This window comes from Streptomyces sp. NPDC022552 (assembly GCF_055561875.1).
On the sequence record NZ_JBVHGJ010000006.1, the window covers coordinates 194,593 to 213,628 of the forward strand.

The following is a 19,036-nucleotide window of genomic DNA, read 5'->3' on the forward strand; positions in this document are numbered from 1 at the left end:
GCGCGTTCGCACCTCAGCGGTATGACAGTCGTTATAGCCAGGTGTACGGTGGAAGCCGTCTATAACGACTGTCATAGGAGGACGCCATGACGATCATCACCGTGAACACACCGACGGGACGACTGAGCCAGGAGCAGCGCCGCACGCTGGCCGAGACACTGACGGATGCTGTTCTCGTGCCCGAGGTGGGGCAGTTCGCTCCGCCCGCGCGGGTCGGGTTCCAGGTGCACTTCGTGGAGCGTCAGCCGGACATGATGGCGCTCGGCGGGCGGCTGCTCGCGGACATCGGGCCGGACGCCGATGTCATGGTGATAGACGTGGCGGTGATGGACGGGGACTGGCGGCAGGAGGTCAGGGCTGCGGTCATCGAGCGCATCTTGGCCGCGATGGCCGAGGCCTGCGGCCTCGCGAAGCCGGCGGCGACCTGGTGGGTCAACTTCCGTGTCATTGACGAGGGGAGCTGGGGCTCCAGCGGCGGGGTGCTGTCCGTCCTCTCACTCCTGGACACCGGGGTGTTCACGGAAGAGAAGGTGAAGGTCATCCGCGCCGCGCTCGGCGCCTGACCCGACCCGCGCCCGGGCGTCCGTACCTCCTGGCGGGGGTGCGGAGGCTCGGGCGCGGGTCACTTCGGGGCCGCGGCGGCGATCAGGGCCTGGAGCTGCTCGGCGGTGCGGTCGAGTGGCTCGGTGCTGCGCTTGGCGCGGCACATCGCCACCGTGCCCTCGACGGCCGCGACCGTGAGCGTGGCGAGTTGCGCGGCCTGTTCGGGCTCGGCGCCGTGCGCCCGAAGCGAGTCGGCCAGCAGGGTCTCCCACTGCTCGAAGACCTCGGCCGCGGCCGTCAGTGCGGGAGGGATCTCGCCGTCCTGGGGTTCCTCGATGGCTACGGCAAGGACGGGGCAGCCGGCGTGGAAGTCGCTGTCGACGACGATCTTGCGCCACAGGTCGAGGAAGGCCTTCAGGCCCTCGACCGGCCCGGCCTCCAGTTCCTTGCGCAGGCTGCGGGCGACCCACTCGCCCGTATAACGGACGGCCTCCGTGGCCAGCTGCTGCTTGCCCTCGGGGAAGTAGTGGTACGTCGAGCCGAGCGGCGCCTTGGCGTGCTTGGCCATCTCCCGGATGCTCGTGGCGCTGAGCCCGCGCCGGCTGATCATGTCCGCGGCGCCGGCCACGATCCGCTCGCGCGACGGCGTACTGCTCTTGGGCACCTGTGCACTCCCCTCTGGATATAACGTCCGTCATAGTCTACCGTGGTCGCCGTCTATAACACTCGTCATAGGAGCTGCCATGCCCATGATCCGGCTGACCGCGCCACCCGGCGCCCTTACGGAGGAGGGCCGCAGCACTGTGCAGCGCGACCTCGCTGCCGTCCTGCTGCGCTGGGAAGGGGCGCCCGACACCGCCTTCTTCCGCGCCCAGGCGTGGAGCTACCTGAACGTGCTTCCCGAGGGCGCCCAGACGACCGCCGAGGACGACGCGCCCCGCTTCCTCGTGGAGGTGACGGTGCCTCAGGGAGCGCTGTCCGAACGGCGCAAGGCCGGCCTGGTCCAGGACGCGACGAAGACGGTTCTGTCCGCCGCCGGCCTCGCTCCGGACGATGCGCTGCGGGTGTGGGTGCTCGTCCACGAGCAGCCGGACGGAACGTGGGGCGCGGGCGGCTCCGTCATCCGCTACGCCGATCTGGTCGCCCTGGCCCAGCAGAGCATGGGGCGGGCCGATGCGTGAACTGACCTACGTCGCCCGCCGTACGGTCGAGTGGCGCGAGGCCCCGGACCCCGAGCTCGGGTCCGGTCGTGCGTCGATCGTCGCGCCGGTGGCCGCGACCTCCTGCGACGTGGACTCCGCGATCCTGGCCGGACACGGCTTCATCGACCCACCGTTCGCCCTCGGTCACGAATGAGTCGCCGGCGTCACCGACGTCGGCGAATACGTGACCACCGTGGCACCTGGAGACCTCGTCGTCGTGCCCTGGTCCATCAGCTGCGGAACCTGCGACCACTGCAGAGGCGGGCTCACCTCCCACTGCACCTCGGTCCCGCACATGGCCATGTACGGCGCGCCGATCGGCGGCACCTGGGGCGGGCTCTTCTCGGACCTGGTCCGCGTCCCGTACGCGGACGCCATGCTGGTCCCGCTGCCGGTCGGCCTCGACCCGGTCGCGATGGCCTCGGCGAGCGACAACTGGTCGCTGTTTTGGCGCCTGGTCGCACGCCACCTCAAGGCCCGCCCCGGCGCGCGGGTCCTGGTCGTCGCCCGCGGCAGCATCGGCCTGTACGTGTGCGACATCGCCCGTGCACTCGGCGCCTCCGACCTCCTGTACGTCGACCCCGACCCCGAGCACCGCAAGCTCGCCGAGGGCTTCGGCGCCCGCACCGCCGAGACGATCGAGCCGATCCGCCACGGCTTCGACATCGCCGTCGAGGCCACCGGCCGTGTCGACCAGCTCGCACTCGCGGTCAGGTCCCTCGCGCCCGAGGGCATCTGCGAGTCGGCGGGCAACCACTTCCGCCCTGGCGAGCTGCCACTGCTCGACACGTACCTCATCGGCGTCACCCTCAGGATCGCCCGCGACAACGTCCGCGCCCACATCCCCGACGCCCTCGACCTCGCCGCCTCCGGCACCGTCGACCCCGCGCGCGTCGTCTCCCACGTCCTCGACTGGGAACAGCTCCCCGACGCCCTGCCCGAGAAGCACGGTGGACGAGTTTCCTGGCGGCGTACGGATGTACAGCCCCGTCACCGGCGCCGGCAGCCCGCTCACGCCACCGATGCACGTCATTCCCGTCGACGGCGGCGTCACCGGTCGGTGCCGCCTCGGCATCGCCCATGAAGGACCACCCGGCTATGGCCACGGCGGCATGCTCCTTGACGAACAGATGGGCTGGGCATGCGCCGCTGCCGGCAAGCCGAGCATGACCATCTCGCTCGAGATGCGCTACCGAGGCCGGTCCCCCTGGAGACCCCCTTGCACGTGACCGCCCATGTCACAGGAAGCCCATGTCACAGGAACCGACGCCCGCAGGATCTTCGTGAAGGGCGGGATCGCCGCAGAACAGAACCCATCCACCATCCTCGTAGAGGCGGACGGCATCTTCATCGCGCCCGGCCCAGACGTCGTGCGCACCCTTTTCCCCAACCTCGACCATGTGAAGGCAGTCGCCGCCCGGTGACGAAGTGACGCGGCCCTGGCCTCAAAGGCACTGGTCAGGAAGGCAGTGCGCGATTGCCTGCAGGGACAGGGCACCGGACCACATGGGGCGACCGGGGATCGGTTGACCCCGGTCGTGATCGCACGCGTGCAGATGCTCGTCAACCGGTCACCATGACCCTCAGGGTGTAGGGCGTGCCGATGCTGATGGCTTCGGCCTGCTCGCGCAGGTCGGCCGGGGTGAAGCCGAGAAGGGCCTGGTCGGCTGCCGTACGGAGCAGCGGCAGGATCTCCGCTGTCGGGCGGCCGCGATGCGACGCGGCCAGCGCGGTGAAGGCCTCCTGATACGAGGTGCCGTACGGGCTGGCACTGTCGGCCAGCAGGTGGTTCAGGTGTTGCCTGTCGACGCTGATCTCGCCCATGGTCTGCTCCCATGCTCCGGCGGCCGGCGTGCTCCGGCCCTCGTTCACGACGCTACGAGGGGGGTCTGACATCCGGGCGCGCGCCGGGACCCTTCCCGTGGGGAGGAGCCGGGAAGGGGCGGCGCGGTCCCGCCTGCTGGGCGGCAGGCGGGACCAGGGACGCGATCCCTCTCCGGGGGTGGTCTGTGAGGACCGCGTGCGCTCACCCTGCCACCAGCAGGCCGGGGCGCGACAGGGTCGTGCACGAAAAGGTCTTCGGCATATGACGGCGCCCGTGCGTGTGCTGCGGTGCGCGACGACGTGTGGGCTATGCCCCCGGCTTGATTCACGATCTCGATGTCGGTGGCGCCCTCGGCCTCGAGCTGAGTCTGACGGTGCTCGGTGCTCGTGAGGGCGTAGCTGACGGCGGAGGTCCGGAGCTTGGCCGTCCTGCGTCCACTGGAGGCATCCACAACTAGTCCTGCCGACGCAGCTCCGGGGCCGAAGGGGCTGGCTGGTCACCGCAGGGGACGGCCGGCGCTCGCCCAACACCGCGGGCCTACTGCGCCCACCATCGTGGGCTTGAACCCTCAACGGTTGAAGGGCACGGCGGCGCCGGCACGACGAATGTGTCAACCGGACGCGCAGACCGCTTCCTCTCGCCAGTCCAGCTCGGAGAACCGCACGAACCCTGAGTCGACACCCAGGCCTTCTTGTCATGGCAGGAACCGACAGCCACCGCGCGAGGATGTCGGCCATGACCACCGACCAGAGCCTCGCTCCACTCCGCCCGACGCACTCGGCGCCAGCCGTCTTCGGGGCCGGAGCCGCGATCGGAGTGCTGGGCGGGATGATCGGCCTGGGCGGCGCGGAGTTCCGCCTGCCTCTGCTGATCAGCCTCTTCGGGTTCGCCACCCTGTCGGCCGTCATCCTCAACAAGGCGATGAGCCTGGTCGTGGTCCTGGTCGCGCTGCCCGCCCGGCCGGCCGCGGTTCCGGCCGCCGACGTCGCCGCCCGCTGGCCGGTCGCGGTCAACCTCCTGGTCGGCAGTCTCCTCGGCGCCTGGGCCGGAGCGAGCTGGGCGGTCCGCATGCGCAGCACCACCCTCTACAAGGTGCTGGCCGTCCTCATGGTCCTCATGGCCGCCGCCCTGGTCCTGACCCACACCACCGCGCTGAACACCCTCGCACCGGCGCTCTGGGTCCAGGTCTCTTCCGGGGTCGTGGCCGGCTTCGGCATCGGAGTGGTCGCCGCGATCATGGGCGTCGCCGGGGGCGAGCTGCTGATCCCGACGATGGTGCTCTTGTTCGACGAGGACATCAAAACCGCCGGAAGCCTCTCTGCTGGTCTCCCTGCCGACCATGCTCGTCGCGTTCGCCCGCTACAGCCGCGACGGCAGCTTCGCCGTACTCGGCGCCAACGTCCGCTTCACCGCGACCATGGCCGCGGGCTCGATCGTCGGTGCGGTGCTGGGTGGACTGCTGCTTGGAGTGTTCCCGGACCTGGTCGTCATCCCTGTGCTGGCCGTGATCCTGCTCGTCTCGGCCGTGAAGCTAGCCCGACACGACTGAGGCCGTCGATGCGCCGTGGGGCATATGAATGAGAGCAGCAACTCGGATCCGGGCCGGGCCGACCAACTCCGGGCCCTGCGGGCGTGGATGGCCGACCGGACCATGGGGGAGCGCCGCACCGGCTGGGCGAGACCCGAAGCGGCTGTCAGGCTGGCGACGACGACACTCCAACTGTGGTGGGGTCTCACGGCGAACCGCCGGGCGGTGCAGGTCGTCGCGGACTTCCACGACGCCGCCGTCCAGGACTTGTCCGGGAGACCTCTGAGACGACGGTGCCTGACGGATGTGAATCTCGCTGTCGACCGTCTCGTCACGTGAGGGAAGGGCGGCATGGATTCCGTCGTACTCGAGCAATGCCGACCGAGACCTTCCATCACTGCCTTGAACCTCCCAACTTGCCCTCGGTGACGCCCTGTAGACCTGCCAGGTCCGGCCCGCGAGACTGGGCCGCGTGCGTCCGTCCGCGCCGGGCGGAACACGCGACTGCGCCTCATCGACGACACCCCGGGACGGCGACATGCGTACGAAGGTCACTGCCATGCTCGGCACCGTAAGTCTCACCGCCGGGCTGCTCTTCGCCCTGCCGGCGACTTCCGCCGCCGCTGCCGAAGCGCCCCCTTACACGTTCGACGCCAGCTTCGGCCAGACCTACACGAGGGGGAAGGTGACCTGGTACAACCGGTCGGTGGCCATCGAGGGGGAGCAGAAGTCCGTCAGCCCGACCTCCTGTCGCAGGACCCTCGTGGACACCTTCACCGCCAGGGGGGTCTGGCTGGCCAGCCGAAGCAGCAGCCCGGTGTGTGGCCAGTCGGCCAAGATCGCGTTCTCCGTTCCCGCTGACGTGGCGGGGGGTGCCGGGAGGGTGACGGTCTATCTCATCCATGAGGAGACCCGAGAGGTTCTCAGCTACGACATCGTCACCAAGTGATCCGCCCCTGCGGCCCGCCGAGGCGAGGCGGTGCAGGTGGCAGGCGATGTCAGCGAACGCGGCAGCGCGCGCAGCAAGCGGTCCGGTACGGCCCGGGTGGTGTCCATGGCTGGATCGACGAGTCACCCAGACGGCTGTGATGGCGGCCGGTACCAGGACAGAGGGGTCGTTCATGATCACCTAGTGGCTGGCGTTGATCCGCCGGTCCTTCTGGCGCTGCACGAGACGGGCCCGAGCACCACACCCGATCAGGTACCGCCGCGTAGCGGAATGAATCCGCCCGCCTGTCCCAGGAGCTCGTCGCGCTGAGAACGCCGTTCTCGGGGGCTGCGGGGCGGTCATCTGTCGCATGGAGAAGTCGACGAGGATCAGCAGCTCGGGGCGCGCGATCTCGCGCTTGCGCCACTCCAGGTGCGGTCTGCATGGCCGTCGGCGAGCTCGGCCAGGGTCTGGCTGGTCTTTGCGAAGCGGACGTTGGCGCCTTGGCCGATGGTCAAATGCCCCAGGGCATGTGCCATGTGTGTCCTCCCGACCCTGTCGGGCAGAACGAGCGGTCAGCAGCTGGCCGGTGAAGGGCACGCATCGCCGCACGATCGGCGGTCTCACGCAGGACCGGCATCAACCATCGCGCCGCGTGGGCCAGGCTCCCGAGCACGCTGCAGCCAACTGACTGGCCCCCACGCTGGTCCGTCTCCCCAGGGGCAGCGGACCAGCCAAGCCTCGTGACCCGCTTCATCCTCCGAGTGTGAACGACGCTCGTTCTTGCCACTTCGTGCCGTCGTGCACCATGAGTTCAACCGACGAGACGTGAGACGTGAACGGGAGCCTGCCGGCGAGGTCGGCTTCGATCTTCGCCAAGACGGCATCTTCCTGACCTTGAGCGATGGTCAGGTGCGGCACGTTCTCGGCGAACCGGCCGCCGTACGGCGGAACCTCAGGCCAGCGATCAGCGATCGCCTCCGTGAGTTGCCGCAACTGCGCGTCAGGCTCGGGGACGAGATACAGCACTTCTGGGAGCCGCCCGCATCTCTCGAACCGCAGGTCAAAGGCCGGGTGGCTGCCCAGCACGTCCGCGAGGGCGGAGTGGACGAGCGCGTCTATTCGGCTCTCGTCAAGGAATGGGAAGAGCACGGTGACGTGGGCTGGGACCCCAGCCTGGGCTGAGGGGTCGAGCCGATCACGCCAGCCGCGGACGGCCGGCTCTGCCTCCGGGATCCGGACGATGAGCCCCGTTTGGCCCGCCTGAAACGCACTGGTGCTGTCATCTGCCATGACACTGCATCGTGTCACCTCTGCCGGAGACAGCACAGCTCCTTTTCCGCTGAACGATCACGCCCGATCTGCGAAGCAGGTCGCCGACCGGGACGACCGAGAAGGTGACGCTGCCGCTGTTTCCCGTGAACATCCAGAGTGCCGATGATCACTGAATTCCGCCGGAACCACGAACAAACGCTGTCGGTTGAAATGAACGAAGCCAGCTGTCCTTGCGCAGTTCTGGCGCTTCTTCGATGTAGCCAAATTCCACAACTGGCCCGTAGGCGATAGCTCGGTGACCCCGGAGCGGCGTGAAGGTGCAGGGCCAGATCGCCGCCCTTGGGAGGGGCGGGTGGTGAAGGCCCTCAGATCGCCGTACAGCGCTGCGGCCTGGGCGCGGGAGATCAGGTCGCTCCCGAGTCCTCTAGTGCGGGGCCCAGGTGAACTTGCCGCCCCCGACCCACCGCACCTCGTCCGGGTCGTCGAGGTCGTGGATCGGTGTCCCCGCCTCCGCGGCGACCAGCAGCACGTCCGTCATCGACATCGCCCTGCCGACGAACTCTCCGTCGACCTCCACGATACGAAAGGGCGGGTTGCCGGGCTGGACACCGAGTACGGTGACTCGCGCGCTGGGGAGGGTCGATCCTTCGGTCATGCGGAAACGGTTCCATGCCAGGACCCCTGGTCGGCGCAGCGACACGTACGGAGGATGACGGGCGACGTGTGGGTTGCAGTGGTTGGTGACAGGTCACCTGCCATGTCACCCCCGCCCAACTCCGTTCCGTTCGTATCGGACGGTGAGGCGGTGGTAGCCGAAGAGCTGGGCGAACGACCGTTCGATCTTCCAGCTGTGCCGACCGAGGCGGTTCGCCGGACTCGATGCCGGGCGGTGCGATCCGCGCGACGAGCCCGCGCTCGCGTAGCCAGGCCAGGTGTTCGGCGGAGAAGTACGCCTTGTCCGCGCGGAGTTTCACGGGTCGGCTTCGGCGTGGTCCCCGGCGGGACCGGACGGCGGGTATGCCGCGGATGAGCGACTTGAAGGCGAGGCTGTCGTCCATGTTCGCGCCAGATACGGCGACGGCGAGCGGGATGCCCCGGGCATCGGACAGCACGTGCAGCCTGCTGCCCTTCGTGCTGCGATCGACCGGGTTCGGGAGCGGCAGTGTTCGTGCTGCGCGAGGTGTTCGGGTACGACTATCCGAACGCCGCGAGGATCACCGGCAAGACCGAGGCGAACTGCCGGCAGATCTTCGCCCGCGCCAGAAAGCGCATCGCCGCTGGAGGGCAGGACGTCGACAATGCGCCGTTCCCGGCGCGCCGGGCGGAGGGCCAGGAACTCGCCTGCAAGTTCTTTCGCGGCCGCCGAGGGCGGCGACATGGACGCACTGCTCTGCTGGCCGCCGTCATAGGCATGATCGGGGCGCTTGGCGTCGGTGATCGAGCTGGACATCACCGACGCCCCGTGACCGACCCGCAGCGCGTCGGCCAGCTGCTCGTCTGGGCCAGGCTCTACCGCGTGGTCCTCGACGAACTCGGAGCACGAGGCGAGCTGGACTGGTCGCGGTGCGCGATCGACTCCGTCAGCCTGCGGGCTTCAAAAGGGGGCCATTGGCGGGACCGAATCCGACCGACCGCGGCGAGCTGGGATCGAAGATCCACCTGATCTGCGACCGGAACAGACTGCCGCAGTCCTGGGTGTATCCGGCGCGAACACGCACGACAGTTCTGGGCCTGGAGCCGCTTGTGCGCGGCATCCCGCCCATCCGGTCCCCCGGCGCCGACGACCAGCGAAACTGCACGCGGACAAGGGCGACGACTACGACCATCTGCGTCGGTGGCCCCCTCGACGGGGGATCCGCCCCCGCATCGTCCGCAAGGGTGTCGAGCCCTCGCAGCGGCTGGGCCGGCATCGCTGGGCTGGGTGGTCGAAAGAACCGTGTCCTGGTTGTCAGGCTGTCGCCGGCTCCACCGCCGGTATGAACGCAAGGTCGAACACTTCCTCGCCTTCGTCGGTATAGCCGCAATCCTCATCGGCTACCGTTGATGGCGGCCCAGCTCATGGCCTGCGCCGGTCCTGCCGCACGTAGAAGCAGACCAGCCCCATGGACTCCGCGACGTCCGCCGCGTAGGCCGACGCCTCCTCGGCCATGCTCCACCGCATGGCGAAGTAGATCAGCGGACCGCCGGCCTCATCGATCAACGGACCAGTGGACCAGGGCGAGGTGTCATCGTCGTCCTCAGTGATGTCACACCACCGCTCAAGCAGCGCAGCCACGTATGCCGCGATGCGATCGGACGGAGGCTCTTCCACCTCACTGTCGATGTAGCGGTCATACAGGTTACTGAAGACCCGGCCAGCGGTCTTGTTATCCGGAGGCCCCTCGCCTTCCCAGACAGCAAGGTCGTAACTCATGCCCGGGAGGCTCTCACGTCGCTCCGACACCCGCCCGGTCGGTCGACGGCGCGAGCGTCAGCCAAAGGAAACGATGTCTTAGGAGGTTCGGGCATCTGCGCGACGGCGACGGCCCGGAGTTCGATGCCACGGACCCAGTCCTTCAGGACGCGTCCGGCCTTGCCGCCGAGGTTCAGTGGACGACGGTGGCGTCCGCGCGGCGCTCCTGGACCTGGGCGTCGCGGGCCGGCCTGCGAGGCCCGGGGCGGGCGTCTGCTCCTCCCGCCCCGGGACCTCGGAGCCTGGTCAGCCGATGCGGGTGAGCCGGGTGCCGACGGAGGGTTCGGACAGCTCGCGGCCGACCACGACCGCTACGCTCCTGGCAGCCGCTCCCTCGCCCACGGTCAGCACGCCCACCTCGGCGCCCGCCGCGGCCGTGCGCGGAACCGCGGCCTTCGCCCCGTTCCTGCCGCTGAGGGCCAGTCGCAGCGTCTGCCCGGGGGCGGCGACGACTTTCAGCTCCGCGCCCGCCACGACCGGCGTGCGGCCGCCGAGCCCGTCGTCGATGTACCCGACCGTGTCGCCCTTGCGGACCACCGTGGCCGAGGTCAGGGCGCTCCGGACGGACTCTATGACCTTCTTGCTGTTGGCCAGCACCAGGGCCAGGCTCCGGGTCGCGTTGGGATCCGGGCCGTCCGCCCGCTGGTCCATCAGCGCGCCCAGGATCAGTGGGGTCTCGTCGCCGACGGACTTGTAGCCTGCCCAGACCAGCGCGCCTCCGGCCGGGGTGCTGGACCCGGTCTTGATGCCGCGAATGCTCAACTCGGGGTCGCCGAGCAGGGTGTTGTTGTTGATCAGCCGCTGGGAAAGGTTCTTGATCTCGGCGTCCGGTAGGGCGACCACAGAGCGGAACACGTCGTCCTTCATCACCGCCTCGGCGAGTTTGAGCTGGTCGACGGCCGTGCTCACGGTGCCCGCGTCCAGGCCGCTCGGGTCGGTGTACGTGGTGTCGCTCATGCCTAGTTCGCGGGCGGCGGCGTTCATCTGTTCCACGAAGGCCGCCTCGGAACCGCTGCCGGTGGACCAACGCGCCAACAGCCGGGCCGCGTTGTTGCCCGAGGGGATCATCAGCATCTTCAGCATGTCGAGCTGGCTGTAGGTGCTGCCCTCGGTGAGCCCCTGGATCCGGGACTCGTTCTGGGACCGGCCCTCGGCGACGGTCTTGGCGTCGACGGTGATGGTGGGACCGGTCTCGCCCTTGCGCAGAGGATGCTCCTTGAGCACGACGTACGCCGTCATGATCTTGGCGACGCTCGCGGTCGGCACCGGCTTCTGCGCACCGAACGTGCCGATCGTTCCCGAACCGGGGAGGCGCACGGCGCCTTGGCCCTCCCCGGGCCAGGGGATGGCGAGCCGACCCTCCACGGTGTGCGTCCGCTCGGTCGCGAGGAGCTGGGGGTCGGGCAGCGGGCGGAGCAACTGGGCGCCGGCCACGGCGCCGGCGAGAAGCAGCAGCAGGGGGGTCCACACCTTGACCCGCCGCCTCGCGGCGCGGCGCGGGGTCTCCGCCGGGGGAGGGGTGTTGGTCAGCTGGGCGAGCAGGTCGAGCGGGGCCTCGGCGGACCCCGCCCCCTCCGGGGCGCGAGCGGTCGCGGGCTCGGACGGGCGCGGGGCGGCGGTCGGCGGGGCCGTCGGGACGGCGAAGTTCGACGTCGGCGTGTCCGGAACCGTCGGCACGGCGAGGGCGCGGGTGCGCTGGTCGTCCTCCTCGGGCCGCGCCCACGAGGGCGTGGGCCGGCCCGGCCTGTCCGCCGTGCGGGAGTCGGCCGGAGCGGCATCCCGTCTGGTGGCCGGGGCTACCTTGCGTAGGACAGCGGTGGCCTGGTCCACGGCCGGTCGTGACTCCGCCGCGGAAGGCGCCTCGTCGGGCTCGGTACGGGAGGCGGCGTCGCGGGCGGGGGCGTCGGAATCGGGTTCGCCGTCGCCCCCGGCCGCCACCGGCCGGGCGGGTGCGGGGCCAGGTGACCCGGGACCGATCTCGGCCGCTGTCGACGGGACGGCGTCGGGCCGGTCCTCGGTCTGGGGCCCGTCCTCGGCGTCGGACCTGCCCTGGACCTCGGGCCCGTCCTTGGCGTCGATCCGGTCCTCAGACACGGAGACGCTCTCGGCGTCGGACACGTCCTCAGACACGGAGACGCCCTCCGCGTCGGAGTCGGCCTCGGGTCGGGACCCGTCCTCCGCGGGGGCCGCGGATCTCGTGGTCACGGGAGCGGTCCTCGGCGTACCCGCATCCGTATGCGGGGCCGCGTCGTCGCCGGCGGCACTGACCGCCAACGAAGCGCCGCCGGTGGATGCCGGAGCGCCCTCCTTCACTGGATTCCCCGGTTGTGACTCGGTCGCCACGGGCTCCGGCTCCCCGTCGGCAGGGCGCTCTCCTCCCACGCCACCTTCTCGCGCGTTGGTCCGACGGTCGTCGGACGCAGCCGCCGTCTCCGAGTCGTTCTCGTGCTTCGGAGACTCGGGGCCTTCACCCGTCACCGCTTCCGTGGTCATCCCGGCCAGCCTTGCCTGCTCGTAGATATGTTTCTCGGGGCCGGCAGCCCCGTCGCCTCCCGAGACGTGGGCCGAGACGACTATGTTCCACAGAACAGATCTTGTGACAGTCCGGTCATACAAGTGCGCGTGAGGAGCCGCCGTTTTCCACCGGTCGGCGGAGCGGACATCGACCGGCGGCGCACGGCCGCGGCCGGCCGTCGAGGCCGCACGCGAGGGTTTCCCGCCCGCTAGCCGTACCTCGCCCCCTGATTCTTGCGGCCTGAAGGATGCTGAGCTGCCCCAATCCGCACCCGGCCACGGCCGCGCGGTGGGCCGGTGCGACCAGGACCGGCTGTGGTCTGGCCGGTGCTTCGTGCGAAGTGCTCGATCGCGCTCCGACACCTTCGGGTGGTGTTGTTCTGCCGACGCGCCCGCCTGGGCCTGGGGCCCGTCCGGCGAATCTTGTTGGGCAGGATGCCGCGACGCGGGGATGATGCGTCGGTGGACTGTTGGGAGTACTTCATCGCGCCGGATGACGAATCGGCCGCGCAGGTGCAGGGCTTCGGGACGCGCGGCGCGTTCGACGCTCTGCCTGTCGGCAACTACGATCCGCGCGATGCGGTGGTCGAGTGGGAGGGGTTGCTCGCCGGGGTGACCTCGCAGTCGCTCATGGAGGCTGGCGAGCCCTGGATGCTGACCTGGCTCACCAACGACGGCACCTACGTCTTCGTGTTTTCGGAGCGTCTGCAGCGTTCGCTGGCGACTGCGGATCGGGCACAGCTCGACTACGTCGCCCGAGTCTGGTCACGTCTGTGCCGGGAGGTCGGCGACGATATTGCCGAGGACGAGGCGGCTGATCATCTCGGCGACGTTGCCGACTTGGCACGCAAGGCCAATGATCAGAGGCTTCGGCTCTACTGCTCCGTGACCTGAGCACTGGCCGTTGAATCTTCACGGAGCCATGAACGAATCGCCGCGGTCGTGATGATGCCATGGAAGCCGCAGGCCCATTTGTCCTATCGGGTGGCGACGGCCCGGAAGTTCTTGAGCCGGTTGAACGTCCGCTCGGCTCGTTGCGGCGTTTGTAGACGTCACTGTCGAAGCCAGTGACCGGCCGCCGTTGCTGCGTGCCACGGCGTTTGCGGTTGGCGCGCTGATCCCTCGGCTCCGGACCGTGTGCTTGATTTGGCGTCTTCACAGGTAGCGGCGGTTCCGCCGCGAGCTGTATGCCTTGTCGCCACCAAGATGGTCTGGCCGGGTCCGCGGGCGACCGCCCTGCGAGCGGTGAACCCGGATCCGGTCCAGGACCTCGATCATCTGCGGCGCGTCGCCCTGGCCTGGCGTAGCCAGCAGGGCCAGGGGGCGGCATCCGCCTTCACCGACTCGGTGATTCTTGCTGGTCAGGCCGCCCCGGGACCGCCCGAGTCCCTCGTCGGGGAGGTGGTGCCGGGGCGTCGACCCTTTTTCGCGGCACAGTCTCTTCTTGCGGGCCCCAGCCGCATGTTGATGGGCACGGCAGGATGTCGAGTCAATGCTGACCACGCGCCCGCTCGTTCATCCGGCGAGGGCTTGGTTATGCATCCGGGCGATGCCACGCATGGCGTGGTGGACACGATGAGCACGGCGTCCTTGGCGAACCGCTTGCGGGGCTGGAGCGCGAGCATCGGCCCGAGAAGGTCTATCACGCGGTCCGCCGCGGACTCCGACACCCTGGACAGTGGCGCGAGCTGGCGCATCGTCAAGTTTGTTCGCCAGTAGGCCGTGACCAGCAGCGTCCGGTCCTCCAGGGATGGGCCCCACGGTCGGCCCTTGCGGGCCGCGTCCGCGCCCTTGTGCCGCAGCACGGTCACCAGCTTCCCGAAGGCACGCGGGCTCAGCCCGGTGAAGGGGGCTATCCAGGACGGCTCCAACGCCGTGATCACACCAGCCACGCCGGGATCATCGCACCGGCTCGGCGCGACGCCCCAGCATCCCTGCCCGCCTCAGCGGAACTCGTGGACCACCTGGATCTCGCCGACGATGTGGGCGTTGAAGTCGTCAAGCTCCTCGGCCGGAACCCAGAGCTCGAGGATCGTCTGCCCGCCCGCCTGCTGGACGGGATACCGGCTCACGAACTCCGACTCGACCTCAAAACGAGTGACGAAACCGGCGCCGTCGTGCTTCACGTTCCAGTCCCGGGCGATCCTGATCGCGTAGTCCTCGTTGAGGACCGGGTAGAAGATCGGCTGCTCGGGCAGCCGGGGCGGCCACGCACGCCAGTTCAGCTCCCGAACCAGATCCAGCTCCTTGGGGCCGGTGGGGCGCCACAGGGTCGTCGTTGCTTGCTGGCTGGTCATGTGCATCACTCTCTGAACGTAGGCCGCTGGTATGGAGGGTCGGGAGACCGGACGATACCGGCACCGCGAACTCGGCAGCTACGCAGTTTCCCCATCTGGCCAGCCCCGTCACCAGCAGTTACGGGACAGCCCTAGGCGTGCCTTGTGGATCACGGAAGAGTCTCCCGATCCACGACGCACCCCCTAGCCTGGAAGTATGGCAGTGGTGCGGGTCAGTGGCGTCGACGTCGCCTATACGCGGAAGGGGCAGGGGCCGCTCGTGGTTCTTGCTCACGGGGCCGGGATCGACGGGCGGATGTGGCAGCCGCAAGTCGAGGCGCTGGCGGACGAGTTCACGGTCGTGGCCTGGGACGAGCCGGGGTCCGGGCGGTCCGGCGCGCTGCCGGCGGGCTTCGGGCTAGAGGACTTCGCGCGCGCCCTCGCCGCCGTGATCGAGGACGTGGGGCTCGGGCCTGCGCACGTCGCGGGGCTGTCCTGGGGCGGGACGGTGGTCCTGGAGCTGTACCGATGGCGGCCGGACCTGGTGCGGTCGCTGCTGATGGTGGACACGTACGCCGGCTGGAAGGGCTCGCTGCCGCCGGAGGAGGTCGCGGCGCGGGTCGAGGGGGCGCAGCGGATGCTGGCGGTGCCTCGGGAGGAGTTCGACCCGACGCTGCCTGGGCTGTACGCCGCCGGCCCGCCGGAGCGCTTCACCGTGATGCTGGACGCTATGAGCCGGGAAGTTCGGCCGGAGACCATGGCCATGCAGCTCACCCTGATGGCCGAGGCCGACGAGACTGACCTGCTGCCCCGGATCACGGTGCCGACCCTGCTGCTGTGGGGCGAGCGAGACGCCCGCTCCCCCCTGGAGGTCGCCTACGCCTTCCAGGCCGCCATCCCGCATGCCGAGCTGGTGACGATCCCCGCGGTGGGCCATATGAGCAACCTGGAGGCGCCGGAGGCTTTCACGGCAGCGGTTCGCGCCTTCTGCCGCGCGCACGCCTGAGGGCTGTCCCGTAAATGATCTTCGCCCGCGTTCCCGCACCGGTCTGAGGCAGGAACGCGAAGACCGAGAGCCGACCCCGCAGGACCGGCTCTCGGTGTGTACTGCCGCCATTGAGCCCGGCACCGCCCAGGCACGCAGTGAGGGACCTGCCACGGTTGCCTGACCGCACAAGGCGCGATCGGCGGCCTGCCTCAGGGCTGGCCCCTGAGGCAGAAAGCCTGCCGGGGCCAGCCCTGAGGACCGGTCACTTGCGCCAGAACAGGTGGTGCGTCACCCCGCTCGGGCTGGGCACGACATCGAGGTGGAACCGGTCGAGAAGCTCATCGGGGGACTCCCAGAGTCGTACTCCGGACCCGAGCTTCACCGGCGAGACCGCCACGTGCATGGTGTCGACGAGGTCGGCGTCGAGGAACTCCCGGATGGTGGTGGCTCCGCCGCCGAGTCGGACGTCCTTGCCCTGCGCCGCCTCCCGGGCCTGCTCGAGGACCGTGGCTGGGTCGCCGCCGACGAAGTGAAACGTGGTGTCGGAGAGCGTGAACGAAGGACGCTTGTGGTGGGTCAGGACGAACACCGGGGTGCGGAACGGGGGCTCGTCACCCCACCAGCCCTTCCACTCGTGGTCCTGCCAGGGCCCGCGCTGGGGCCCGAACTTGTTGCGGCCCATGATCTCGGCGCCGATGTTGCGGGCGTAGTCCCGCGTGAGGTAGTCGTCGAGGCCCCGGCTCCCTCCGGGGTCGGTGCGCATGGGCCAGCTCGCCGTGGCGCCGGCCCAGGCGAACAGCCTCTCGGGATCCACATGACCGAATGGCCTCGCGAGGGTCTGGTCCTCACCGGCACCGATCCCGTCACTCGAGACGTTGAAGTTCTGGACTCTCAGCAGTTGAGCCACGTGCTCCTCCTGTGTTGTCGACGACAATGGTGAGACCTGCCGGGCAGGGAAGACTCATCGCTGCTTCAGGGACCGGTCTCGAACGGCCTTGCCGCCGGGATGTCGAATGCGCGTTCTGCAGTTGTCTGATGTGGCCTTACAGTTCGCTGCCTCCGCAAGCTCCCGCGTGTGACCGCGGCGGTGGTCGGTCACTTCGCCCCGCGGGGGCCGCTCCCCGCGCGCTGCCCTCGCCCTGCTCGTCCCGGGGCCAGGATCGGGTGCCGAGCCGGGCGAGTCAGGCTCCGGCGACGTCTCCCAGGCCCTGCTGCGCCCGCCCCGGTTGAGTCTCCCGTAGGGGGAGACGGAAGGCTGGATGCATGGACAGCGACACGCTCTATTCCAACGGGGAGCTATCCCGTCGGACCGGCCTGACGGTGAAGACGATCCGGTTCTACTCCGACCGGGGCATCGTCCCGCCGACCGACCGGAGCCCGGCGGGCTACCGGCTCTACGGTCCCGACGCGCTCGCCCGCCTCGACCTGGCCCGCACACTGCGTGAACTGGGGATCGACCTGGCTACCGTGCGCAAGGTGCTCGATCGGGAGGCGTCCTTGTCCGAGGTCACGCAAGCGCACGCCGATGCCTTGGACGTGCAGATTCGCACCCTGCGCCTGCGCCGCGCCCTCCTTCGGGCCGTCGCCGGACGCGGACACCCCACCCCATTGGAGATGGACCTGATGCACCGCATTGCTGGACACCGTTATCCGGGCAGAGCCATCTCCCGGCGCCCCCAGCCGCCGGTTCTCGGGTCCTCGCCCGCCGCGACCGCGGCGTCGGCGTCGGTGGCCGGCCGCCGCACCGCGTCGCGGATATGGCTGCGGCAGGCCTCCCGCAGGGCCTTGGCGACCTGCGGCGGGGTAGGCGTCGACCGGGTTGTTGCCGAAGGTCGGGCGGGCCTGCAGCCCCACGAACATCAGCCGGTCGTGCAGAGCCGGGCTCACCGCCTGCGGACGCGCGTCTCGGATGTCCCGCAGCATCGTGACGGCCTGCGTCAGCAGCGAGTAGGCGGTCCGCGTCGTCCGCGACGTCGCATAGAGCCAGGTCTCGAAGTCGTTGAGGTCCTCCGGCGTGATCCGCCCGGCCGTCACTGCCGCCGCGTCGGCAGTGACGGCCGGCGAAGAACGCGTCCAGCTTCCGGGCGACCTGGACGTATGCCTGCACCGTTCCCGGCGAGGCGATTCGGCGACCGACGTTCGCCATCGACCGGATCGCCTCCGCCAACTCGCGTGCGAGCAGGGGACACGCCGCGTCGGTGAGGTCCACCAGGACCGACGGCCGGTCGGGCAGCGCGACCCGGAAGGCCAGCGGCGAGAGGTCCTGACCCGCCTGCGCGGCCTGCTCCATCGGCAGCGCGAAGTTCGCCCGGCGCGGGCGACGCAGCCCGCTCACCAGCCACCCACCAGGGCGGACAGGTCATCGACGGTATCCTCCGTCAGCCGTCCCGCCATCTTCGCGACCGCCTCGGCGACGAGCTCCTGGGCCTCGGCCAGGGAATCCAGGTAGATGTAGGTCGAGCTGATGTGCCGGTGACCGAGCAGCCGCTGCAGGATCCGCAACGGGTCGCCCATGACCCGCTCGTAGGCGCCCATCCGCAGGTCGGAAGAGCCCGACCGCATCGCGGCGATCTGCTCGCGGATCAGCTGCGTGAGCATGTGGACGGCGAAGGTGTGCCGACAGGTGTGGGGGATGCCGCAACCGGCGTCCCGGCCGCCGCCGTGCGCTCGCCGGCCCGGGCGAACGCGTACTCCCACGAGTTGAGCGTCAGCGGGGTGCCCCGCTCGCTCAACCACAAGGCCAGCGGCCCCAGCCGCCCGCCGTCCGCGTTGACCTCGACCAGCCGCATCCGCTCGTCCGGCGACAGGTCCGACCAGCGGACCGAGATCCACCGGCCGGACGCCGCCTTCACCCAGCCGCCCAGCGGGCCCGGTTCGCTGACCCCGATCCACCGCCGTCCCGGCCAGCCGACCCGCTCGGCCGCGCGAGCCAGCGTCAGTGCCCGCTCGACCTCGGCGTACTCCTTCACCCGCCGCAGCACCCGCGCCGGCACCCAGACCGCCCGGCCGCGGTCGCCCTTGGTCGTCAGCGTCGCCAGGTCCAGACGGGCAGAACGCTCCTCCGGCAGCGGCCGCAGCCGGGCCAGCTCGGGCTCCAGCAGACTGCCGCCCTCGTCCAGCCGGGCGCCGGTGGTCACCAGCAGATCCGGGAACGACGCGTTCCTCGCCCCGCAGCGGACCCCGCGGCCCGGCCGGTCCGAGCCGTCCGGCAGCCGTCCCCGCAGCCCCACGTCGCGGAAGATCCCCCTCGGCACCGTCCAGGAGTTCCTGGCCCACGCGGACACCGAAGCCACGCTCGTCCTGCTCACCCGGGGCGCTGTCGCGGCCGACCCGGGCGACGACCTGCCCGATGTGTCGGGTGCCGCCGTACGAGGGCTGCTGCGCAGCGTGCAGACGGAGCACCCCGGGCACGTGCTGCTGGTGGACGTGGACGCCGGGTAGCGCTCCATCGACAGGAGCTCACCGAGGCGCCCGCGGCGCCCTTCTCCTTCGCCTCTGCGACCAG

At 69.9% G+C, this 19,036-nt stretch carries 20 protein-coding genes and 5 pseudogenes; 12 read left to right on the forward strand and 13 right to left on the reverse strand.

Going from position 1 to position 19,036, the window contains the following annotated elements; translation table 11 throughout:
- Positions 1-86 precede the first annotated feature (86 nt).
- Positions 87-563: a tautomerase family protein gene (locus ACZ3OF_RS18590; protein ID WP_467305623.1), complete on the forward strand. Its 477-nt coding sequence runs from the start codon at positions 87-89 to the stop codon at positions 561-563.
- A 59-nt stretch (positions 564-622) separates the two neighbouring features.
- Here ACZ3OF_RS18590 and ACZ3OF_RS18595 read toward each other — a convergent pair whose 3' ends face one another.
- The gene (locus ACZ3OF_RS18595; protein ID WP_467305625.1) at positions 623-1,207 is read right to left on the reverse strand and encodes a TetR/AcrR family transcriptional regulator; all 585 of its coding nucleotides are present in this window, start codon (positions 1,205-1,207) and stop codon (positions 623-625) included.
- A 79-nt stretch (positions 1,208-1,286) separates the two neighbouring features.
- Between ACZ3OF_RS18595 and ACZ3OF_RS18600 the strand changes: the two genes are divergently transcribed.
- The 3 genes and pseudogenes from ACZ3OF_RS18600 (at position 1,287) to ACZ3OF_RS18610 (ending at position 3,169) form a co-directional block, all read left to right on the forward strand.
- Positions 1,287-1,724, forward strand: a complete 438-nt coding sequence (locus ACZ3OF_RS18600) for a tautomerase family protein (RefSeq protein WP_361675348.1) — start codon at positions 1,287-1,289, stop codon at positions 1,722-1,724.
- Positions 1,717-2,694 (forward strand): annotated as a pseudogene (locus ACZ3OF_RS18605) (zinc-dependent alcohol dehydrogenase); the annotation flags it as partial. The gene ACZ3OF_RS18600 and the pseudogene ACZ3OF_RS18605, both read left to right, overlap by 8 nt.
- Before the next feature lie 286 nt (positions 2,695-2,980).
- Positions 2,981-3,169: a hypothetical protein gene (locus tag ACZ3OF_RS18610; protein WP_467305627.1), complete on the forward strand. Its 189-nt coding sequence runs from the start codon at positions 2,981-2,983 to the stop codon at positions 3,167-3,169.
- A gap of 139 nt (positions 3,170-3,308) precedes the next feature.
- Here ACZ3OF_RS18610 and ACZ3OF_RS18615 read toward each other — a convergent pair whose 3' ends face one another.
- Entirely contained in the window at positions 3,309-3,569 is a 261-nt protein-coding gene (locus ACZ3OF_RS18615; RefSeq protein ID WP_361675342.1) for a hypothetical protein, read from the reverse strand.
- A gap of 736 nt (positions 3,570-4,305) precedes the next feature.
- Between ACZ3OF_RS18615 and ACZ3OF_RS18620 the strand changes: the two genes are divergently transcribed.
- The 3 genes from ACZ3OF_RS18620 (at position 4,306) to ACZ3OF_RS18630 (ending at position 6,047) form a co-directional block, all read left to right on the forward strand.
- Positions 4,306-5,151 carry a sulfite exporter TauE/SafE family protein gene (locus ACZ3OF_RS18620; protein WP_467305629.1) on the forward strand — a complete coding sequence of 282 codons (846 nt, stop codon included), beginning with the start codon at positions 4,306-4,308 and terminating at the stop codon, positions 5,149-5,151.
- 55 nt (positions 5,152-5,206) lie between these two features.
- A complete protein-coding gene (locus tag ACZ3OF_RS18625) occupies positions 5,207-5,437 on the forward strand; it encodes a hypothetical protein (protein WP_467305631.1) in 231 nt (76 codons plus the stop codon).
- Positions 5,438-5,657: 220 nt separating this feature from the next.
- Complete coding sequence (locus ACZ3OF_RS18630; protein ID WP_467305633.1) at positions 5,658-6,047, forward strand: hypothetical protein; 390 nt, start codon at positions 5,658-5,660, stop codon at positions 6,045-6,047.
- Between the two features lie 732 nt (positions 6,048-6,779).
- Here the strand turns inward: ACZ3OF_RS18630 and ACZ3OF_RS18635 are convergent.
- From ACZ3OF_RS18635 to ACZ3OF_RS18645, 3 genes and pseudogenes are all read right to left on the reverse strand, one after another.
- A complete protein-coding gene (locus tag ACZ3OF_RS18635; RefSeq protein WP_361675336.1) occupies positions 6,780-7,319 on the reverse strand; it encodes a 2'-5' RNA ligase family protein in 540 nt (179 codons plus the stop codon).
- A 406-nt stretch (positions 7,320-7,725) separates the two neighbouring features.
- Positions 7,726-7,956 carry a hypothetical protein gene (locus ACZ3OF_RS18640; protein WP_361675333.1) on the reverse strand — a complete coding sequence of 77 codons (231 nt, stop codon included), beginning with the start codon at positions 7,954-7,956 and terminating at the stop codon, positions 7,726-7,728.
- 133 nt (positions 7,957-8,089) lie between these two features.
- Positions 8,090-8,464, reverse strand: a pseudogene (locus ACZ3OF_RS18645) (transposase); the annotation flags it as partial.
- 332 nt (positions 8,465-8,796) lie between these two features.
- On the opposite strand from ACZ3OF_RS18645, the pseudogene ACZ3OF_RS18650 reads away from it, so the two are divergent.
- Positions 8,797-9,345 (forward strand): annotated as a pseudogene (locus ACZ3OF_RS18650) (IS5 family transposase); the annotation flags it as partial.
- Positions 9,346-9,357: 12 nt separating this feature from the next.
- On the opposite strand, the gene ACZ3OF_RS18655 reads toward ACZ3OF_RS18650, so the two are convergent.
- The gene (locus ACZ3OF_RS18655) at positions 9,358-9,714 is read right to left on the reverse strand and encodes a hypothetical protein (protein WP_467305635.1); all 357 of its coding nucleotides are present in this window, start codon (positions 9,712-9,714) and stop codon (positions 9,358-9,360) included.
- Positions 9,715-9,999: 285 nt separating this feature from the next.
- Positions 10,000-11,958: a D-alanyl-D-alanine carboxypeptidase family protein gene (locus ACZ3OF_RS18660; protein WP_467305637.1), complete on the reverse strand. Its 1,959-nt coding sequence runs from the start codon at positions 11,956-11,958 to the stop codon at positions 10,000-10,002.
- A 771-nt stretch (positions 11,959-12,729) separates the two neighbouring features.
- Between ACZ3OF_RS18660 and ACZ3OF_RS18665 the strand changes: the two genes are divergently transcribed.
- A complete protein-coding gene (locus ACZ3OF_RS18665; protein ID WP_361675320.1) occupies positions 12,730-13,161 on the forward strand; it encodes a hypothetical protein in 432 nt (143 codons plus the stop codon).
- On the opposite strand, the pseudogene ACZ3OF_RS18670 reads toward ACZ3OF_RS18665, so the two are convergent.
- The 3 genes and pseudogenes from ACZ3OF_RS18670 to ACZ3OF_RS18680 form a co-directional block, all read right to left on the reverse strand.
- Positions 13,143-13,770 (reverse strand): annotated as a pseudogene (locus tag ACZ3OF_RS18670) (IS5 family transposase); the annotation flags it as partial. The gene ACZ3OF_RS18665 and the pseudogene ACZ3OF_RS18670 sit on opposite strands and share 19 nt — an antisense overlap.
- 59 nt (positions 13,771-13,829) lie before the next feature.
- Positions 13,830-14,159, reverse strand: a pseudogene (locus ACZ3OF_RS18675) (helix-turn-helix domain-containing protein); the annotation flags it as partial.
- A gap of 51 nt (positions 14,160-14,210) precedes the next feature.
- A complete protein-coding gene (locus ACZ3OF_RS18680; protein WP_361675800.1) occupies positions 14,211-14,570 on the reverse strand; it encodes a hypothetical protein in 360 nt (119 codons plus the stop codon).
- A gap of 190 nt (positions 14,571-14,760) precedes the next feature.
- Between ACZ3OF_RS18680 and ACZ3OF_RS18685 the strand changes: the two genes are divergently transcribed.
- The gene (locus ACZ3OF_RS18685) at positions 14,761-15,549 is read left to right on the forward strand and encodes an alpha/beta fold hydrolase (protein ID WP_361675317.1); all 789 of its coding nucleotides are present in this window, start codon (positions 14,761-14,763) and stop codon (positions 15,547-15,549) included.
- A 244-nt stretch (positions 15,550-15,793) separates the two neighbouring features.
- Here the strand turns inward: ACZ3OF_RS18685 and ACZ3OF_RS18690 are convergent, their stop codons facing one another.
- Entirely contained in the window at positions 15,794-16,438 is a 645-nt protein-coding gene (locus tag ACZ3OF_RS18690) for a dihydrofolate reductase family protein (RefSeq protein ID WP_361675314.1), read from the reverse strand.
- Positions 16,439-16,794: 356 nt separating this feature from the next.
- Here ACZ3OF_RS18690 and ACZ3OF_RS18695 point away from each other — a divergent pair, with 356 nt between their 5' ends.
- The gene (locus tag ACZ3OF_RS18695) at positions 16,795-17,733 is read left to right on the forward strand and encodes a MerR family transcriptional regulator (RefSeq protein ID WP_467305641.1); all 939 of its coding nucleotides are present in this window, start codon (positions 16,795-16,797) and stop codon (positions 17,731-17,733) included.
- Between the two features lie 129 nt (positions 17,734-17,862).
- Here the strand turns inward: ACZ3OF_RS18695 and ACZ3OF_RS18700 are convergent, their stop codons facing one another.
- Together ACZ3OF_RS18700 and ACZ3OF_RS18705 are read right to left on the reverse strand one after the other, a co-directional pair.
- Positions 17,863-18,129: a hypothetical protein gene (locus ACZ3OF_RS18700; RefSeq protein WP_361675307.1), complete on the reverse strand. Its 267-nt coding sequence runs from the start codon at positions 18,127-18,129 to the stop codon at positions 17,863-17,865.
- Entirely contained in the window at positions 18,114-18,668 is a 555-nt protein-coding gene (locus ACZ3OF_RS18705; RefSeq protein ID WP_467305643.1) for a hypothetical protein, read from the reverse strand. The genes ACZ3OF_RS18700 and ACZ3OF_RS18705 overlap by 16 nt, the downstream gene beginning before the upstream one ends.
- Between ACZ3OF_RS18705 and ACZ3OF_RS18710 the strand changes: the two genes are divergently transcribed.
- Complete coding sequence (locus tag ACZ3OF_RS18710) at positions 18,661-18,972, forward strand: SpnB-like Rossmann fold domain-containing protein (RefSeq protein WP_467305644.1); 312 nt, start codon at positions 18,661-18,663, stop codon at positions 18,970-18,972. The genes ACZ3OF_RS18705 and ACZ3OF_RS18710 overlap by 8 nt on opposite strands.
- The last annotated feature ends 64 nt before the right edge of the window (positions 18,973-19,036 follow it).

Coding starts and splice junctions, on each gene's coding strand:
- ACZ3OF_RS18590 (WP_467305623.1), top strand. CDS start 87: ATGACGATCATCACCGTGAACACACCGACGGGACGACTGAGCCAGGAG.
- ACZ3OF_RS18600 (WP_361675348.1), top strand. CDS start 1,287: ATGCCCATGATCCGGCTGACCGCGCCACCCGGCGCCCTTACGGAGGAG.
- ACZ3OF_RS18610 (WP_467305627.1), top strand. CDS start 2,981: ATGTCACAGGAAGCCCATGTCACAGGAACCGACGCCCGCAGGATCTTC.
- ACZ3OF_RS18615 (WP_361675342.1), bottom strand. CDS start 3,569: ATGGGCGAGATCAGCGTCGACAGGCAACACCTGAACCACCTGCTGGCC.
- ACZ3OF_RS18620 (WP_467305629.1), top strand. CDS start 4,306: ATGACCACCGACCAGAGCCTCGCTCCACTCCGCCCGACGCACTCGGCG.
- ACZ3OF_RS18625 (WP_467305631.1), top strand. CDS start 5,207: ATGGCCGACCGGACCATGGGGGAGCGCCGCACCGGCTGGGCGAGACCC.
- ACZ3OF_RS18630 (WP_467305633.1), top strand. CDS start 5,658: ATGCTCGGCACCGTAAGTCTCACCGCCGGGCTGCTCTTCGCCCTGCCG.
- ACZ3OF_RS18635 (WP_361675336.1), bottom strand. CDS start 7,319: ATGGCAGATGACAGCACCAGTGCGTTTCAGGCGGGCCAAACGGGGCTC.
- ACZ3OF_RS18640 (WP_361675333.1), bottom strand. CDS start 7,956: ATGACCGAAGGATCGACCCTCCCCAGCGCGCGAGTCACCGTACTCGGT.
- ACZ3OF_RS18655 (WP_467305635.1), bottom strand. CDS start 9,714: ATGAGTTACGACCTTGCTGTCTGGGAAGGCGAGGGGCCTCCGGATAAC.
- ACZ3OF_RS18680 (WP_361675800.1), bottom strand. CDS start 14,570: ATGCACATGACCAGCCAGCAAGCAACGACGACCCTGTGGCGCCCCACC.
- ACZ3OF_RS18685 (WP_361675317.1), top strand. CDS start 14,761: ATGGCAGTGGTGCGGGTCAGTGGCGTCGACGTCGCCTATACGCGGAAG.
- ACZ3OF_RS18695 (WP_467305641.1), top strand. CDS start 16,795: ATGGACAGCGACACGCTCTATTCCAACGGGGAGCTATCCCGTCGGACC.
- ACZ3OF_RS18700 (WP_361675307.1), bottom strand. CDS start 18,129: ATGCTCACGCAGCTGATCCGCGAGCAGATCGCCGCGATGCGGTCGGGC.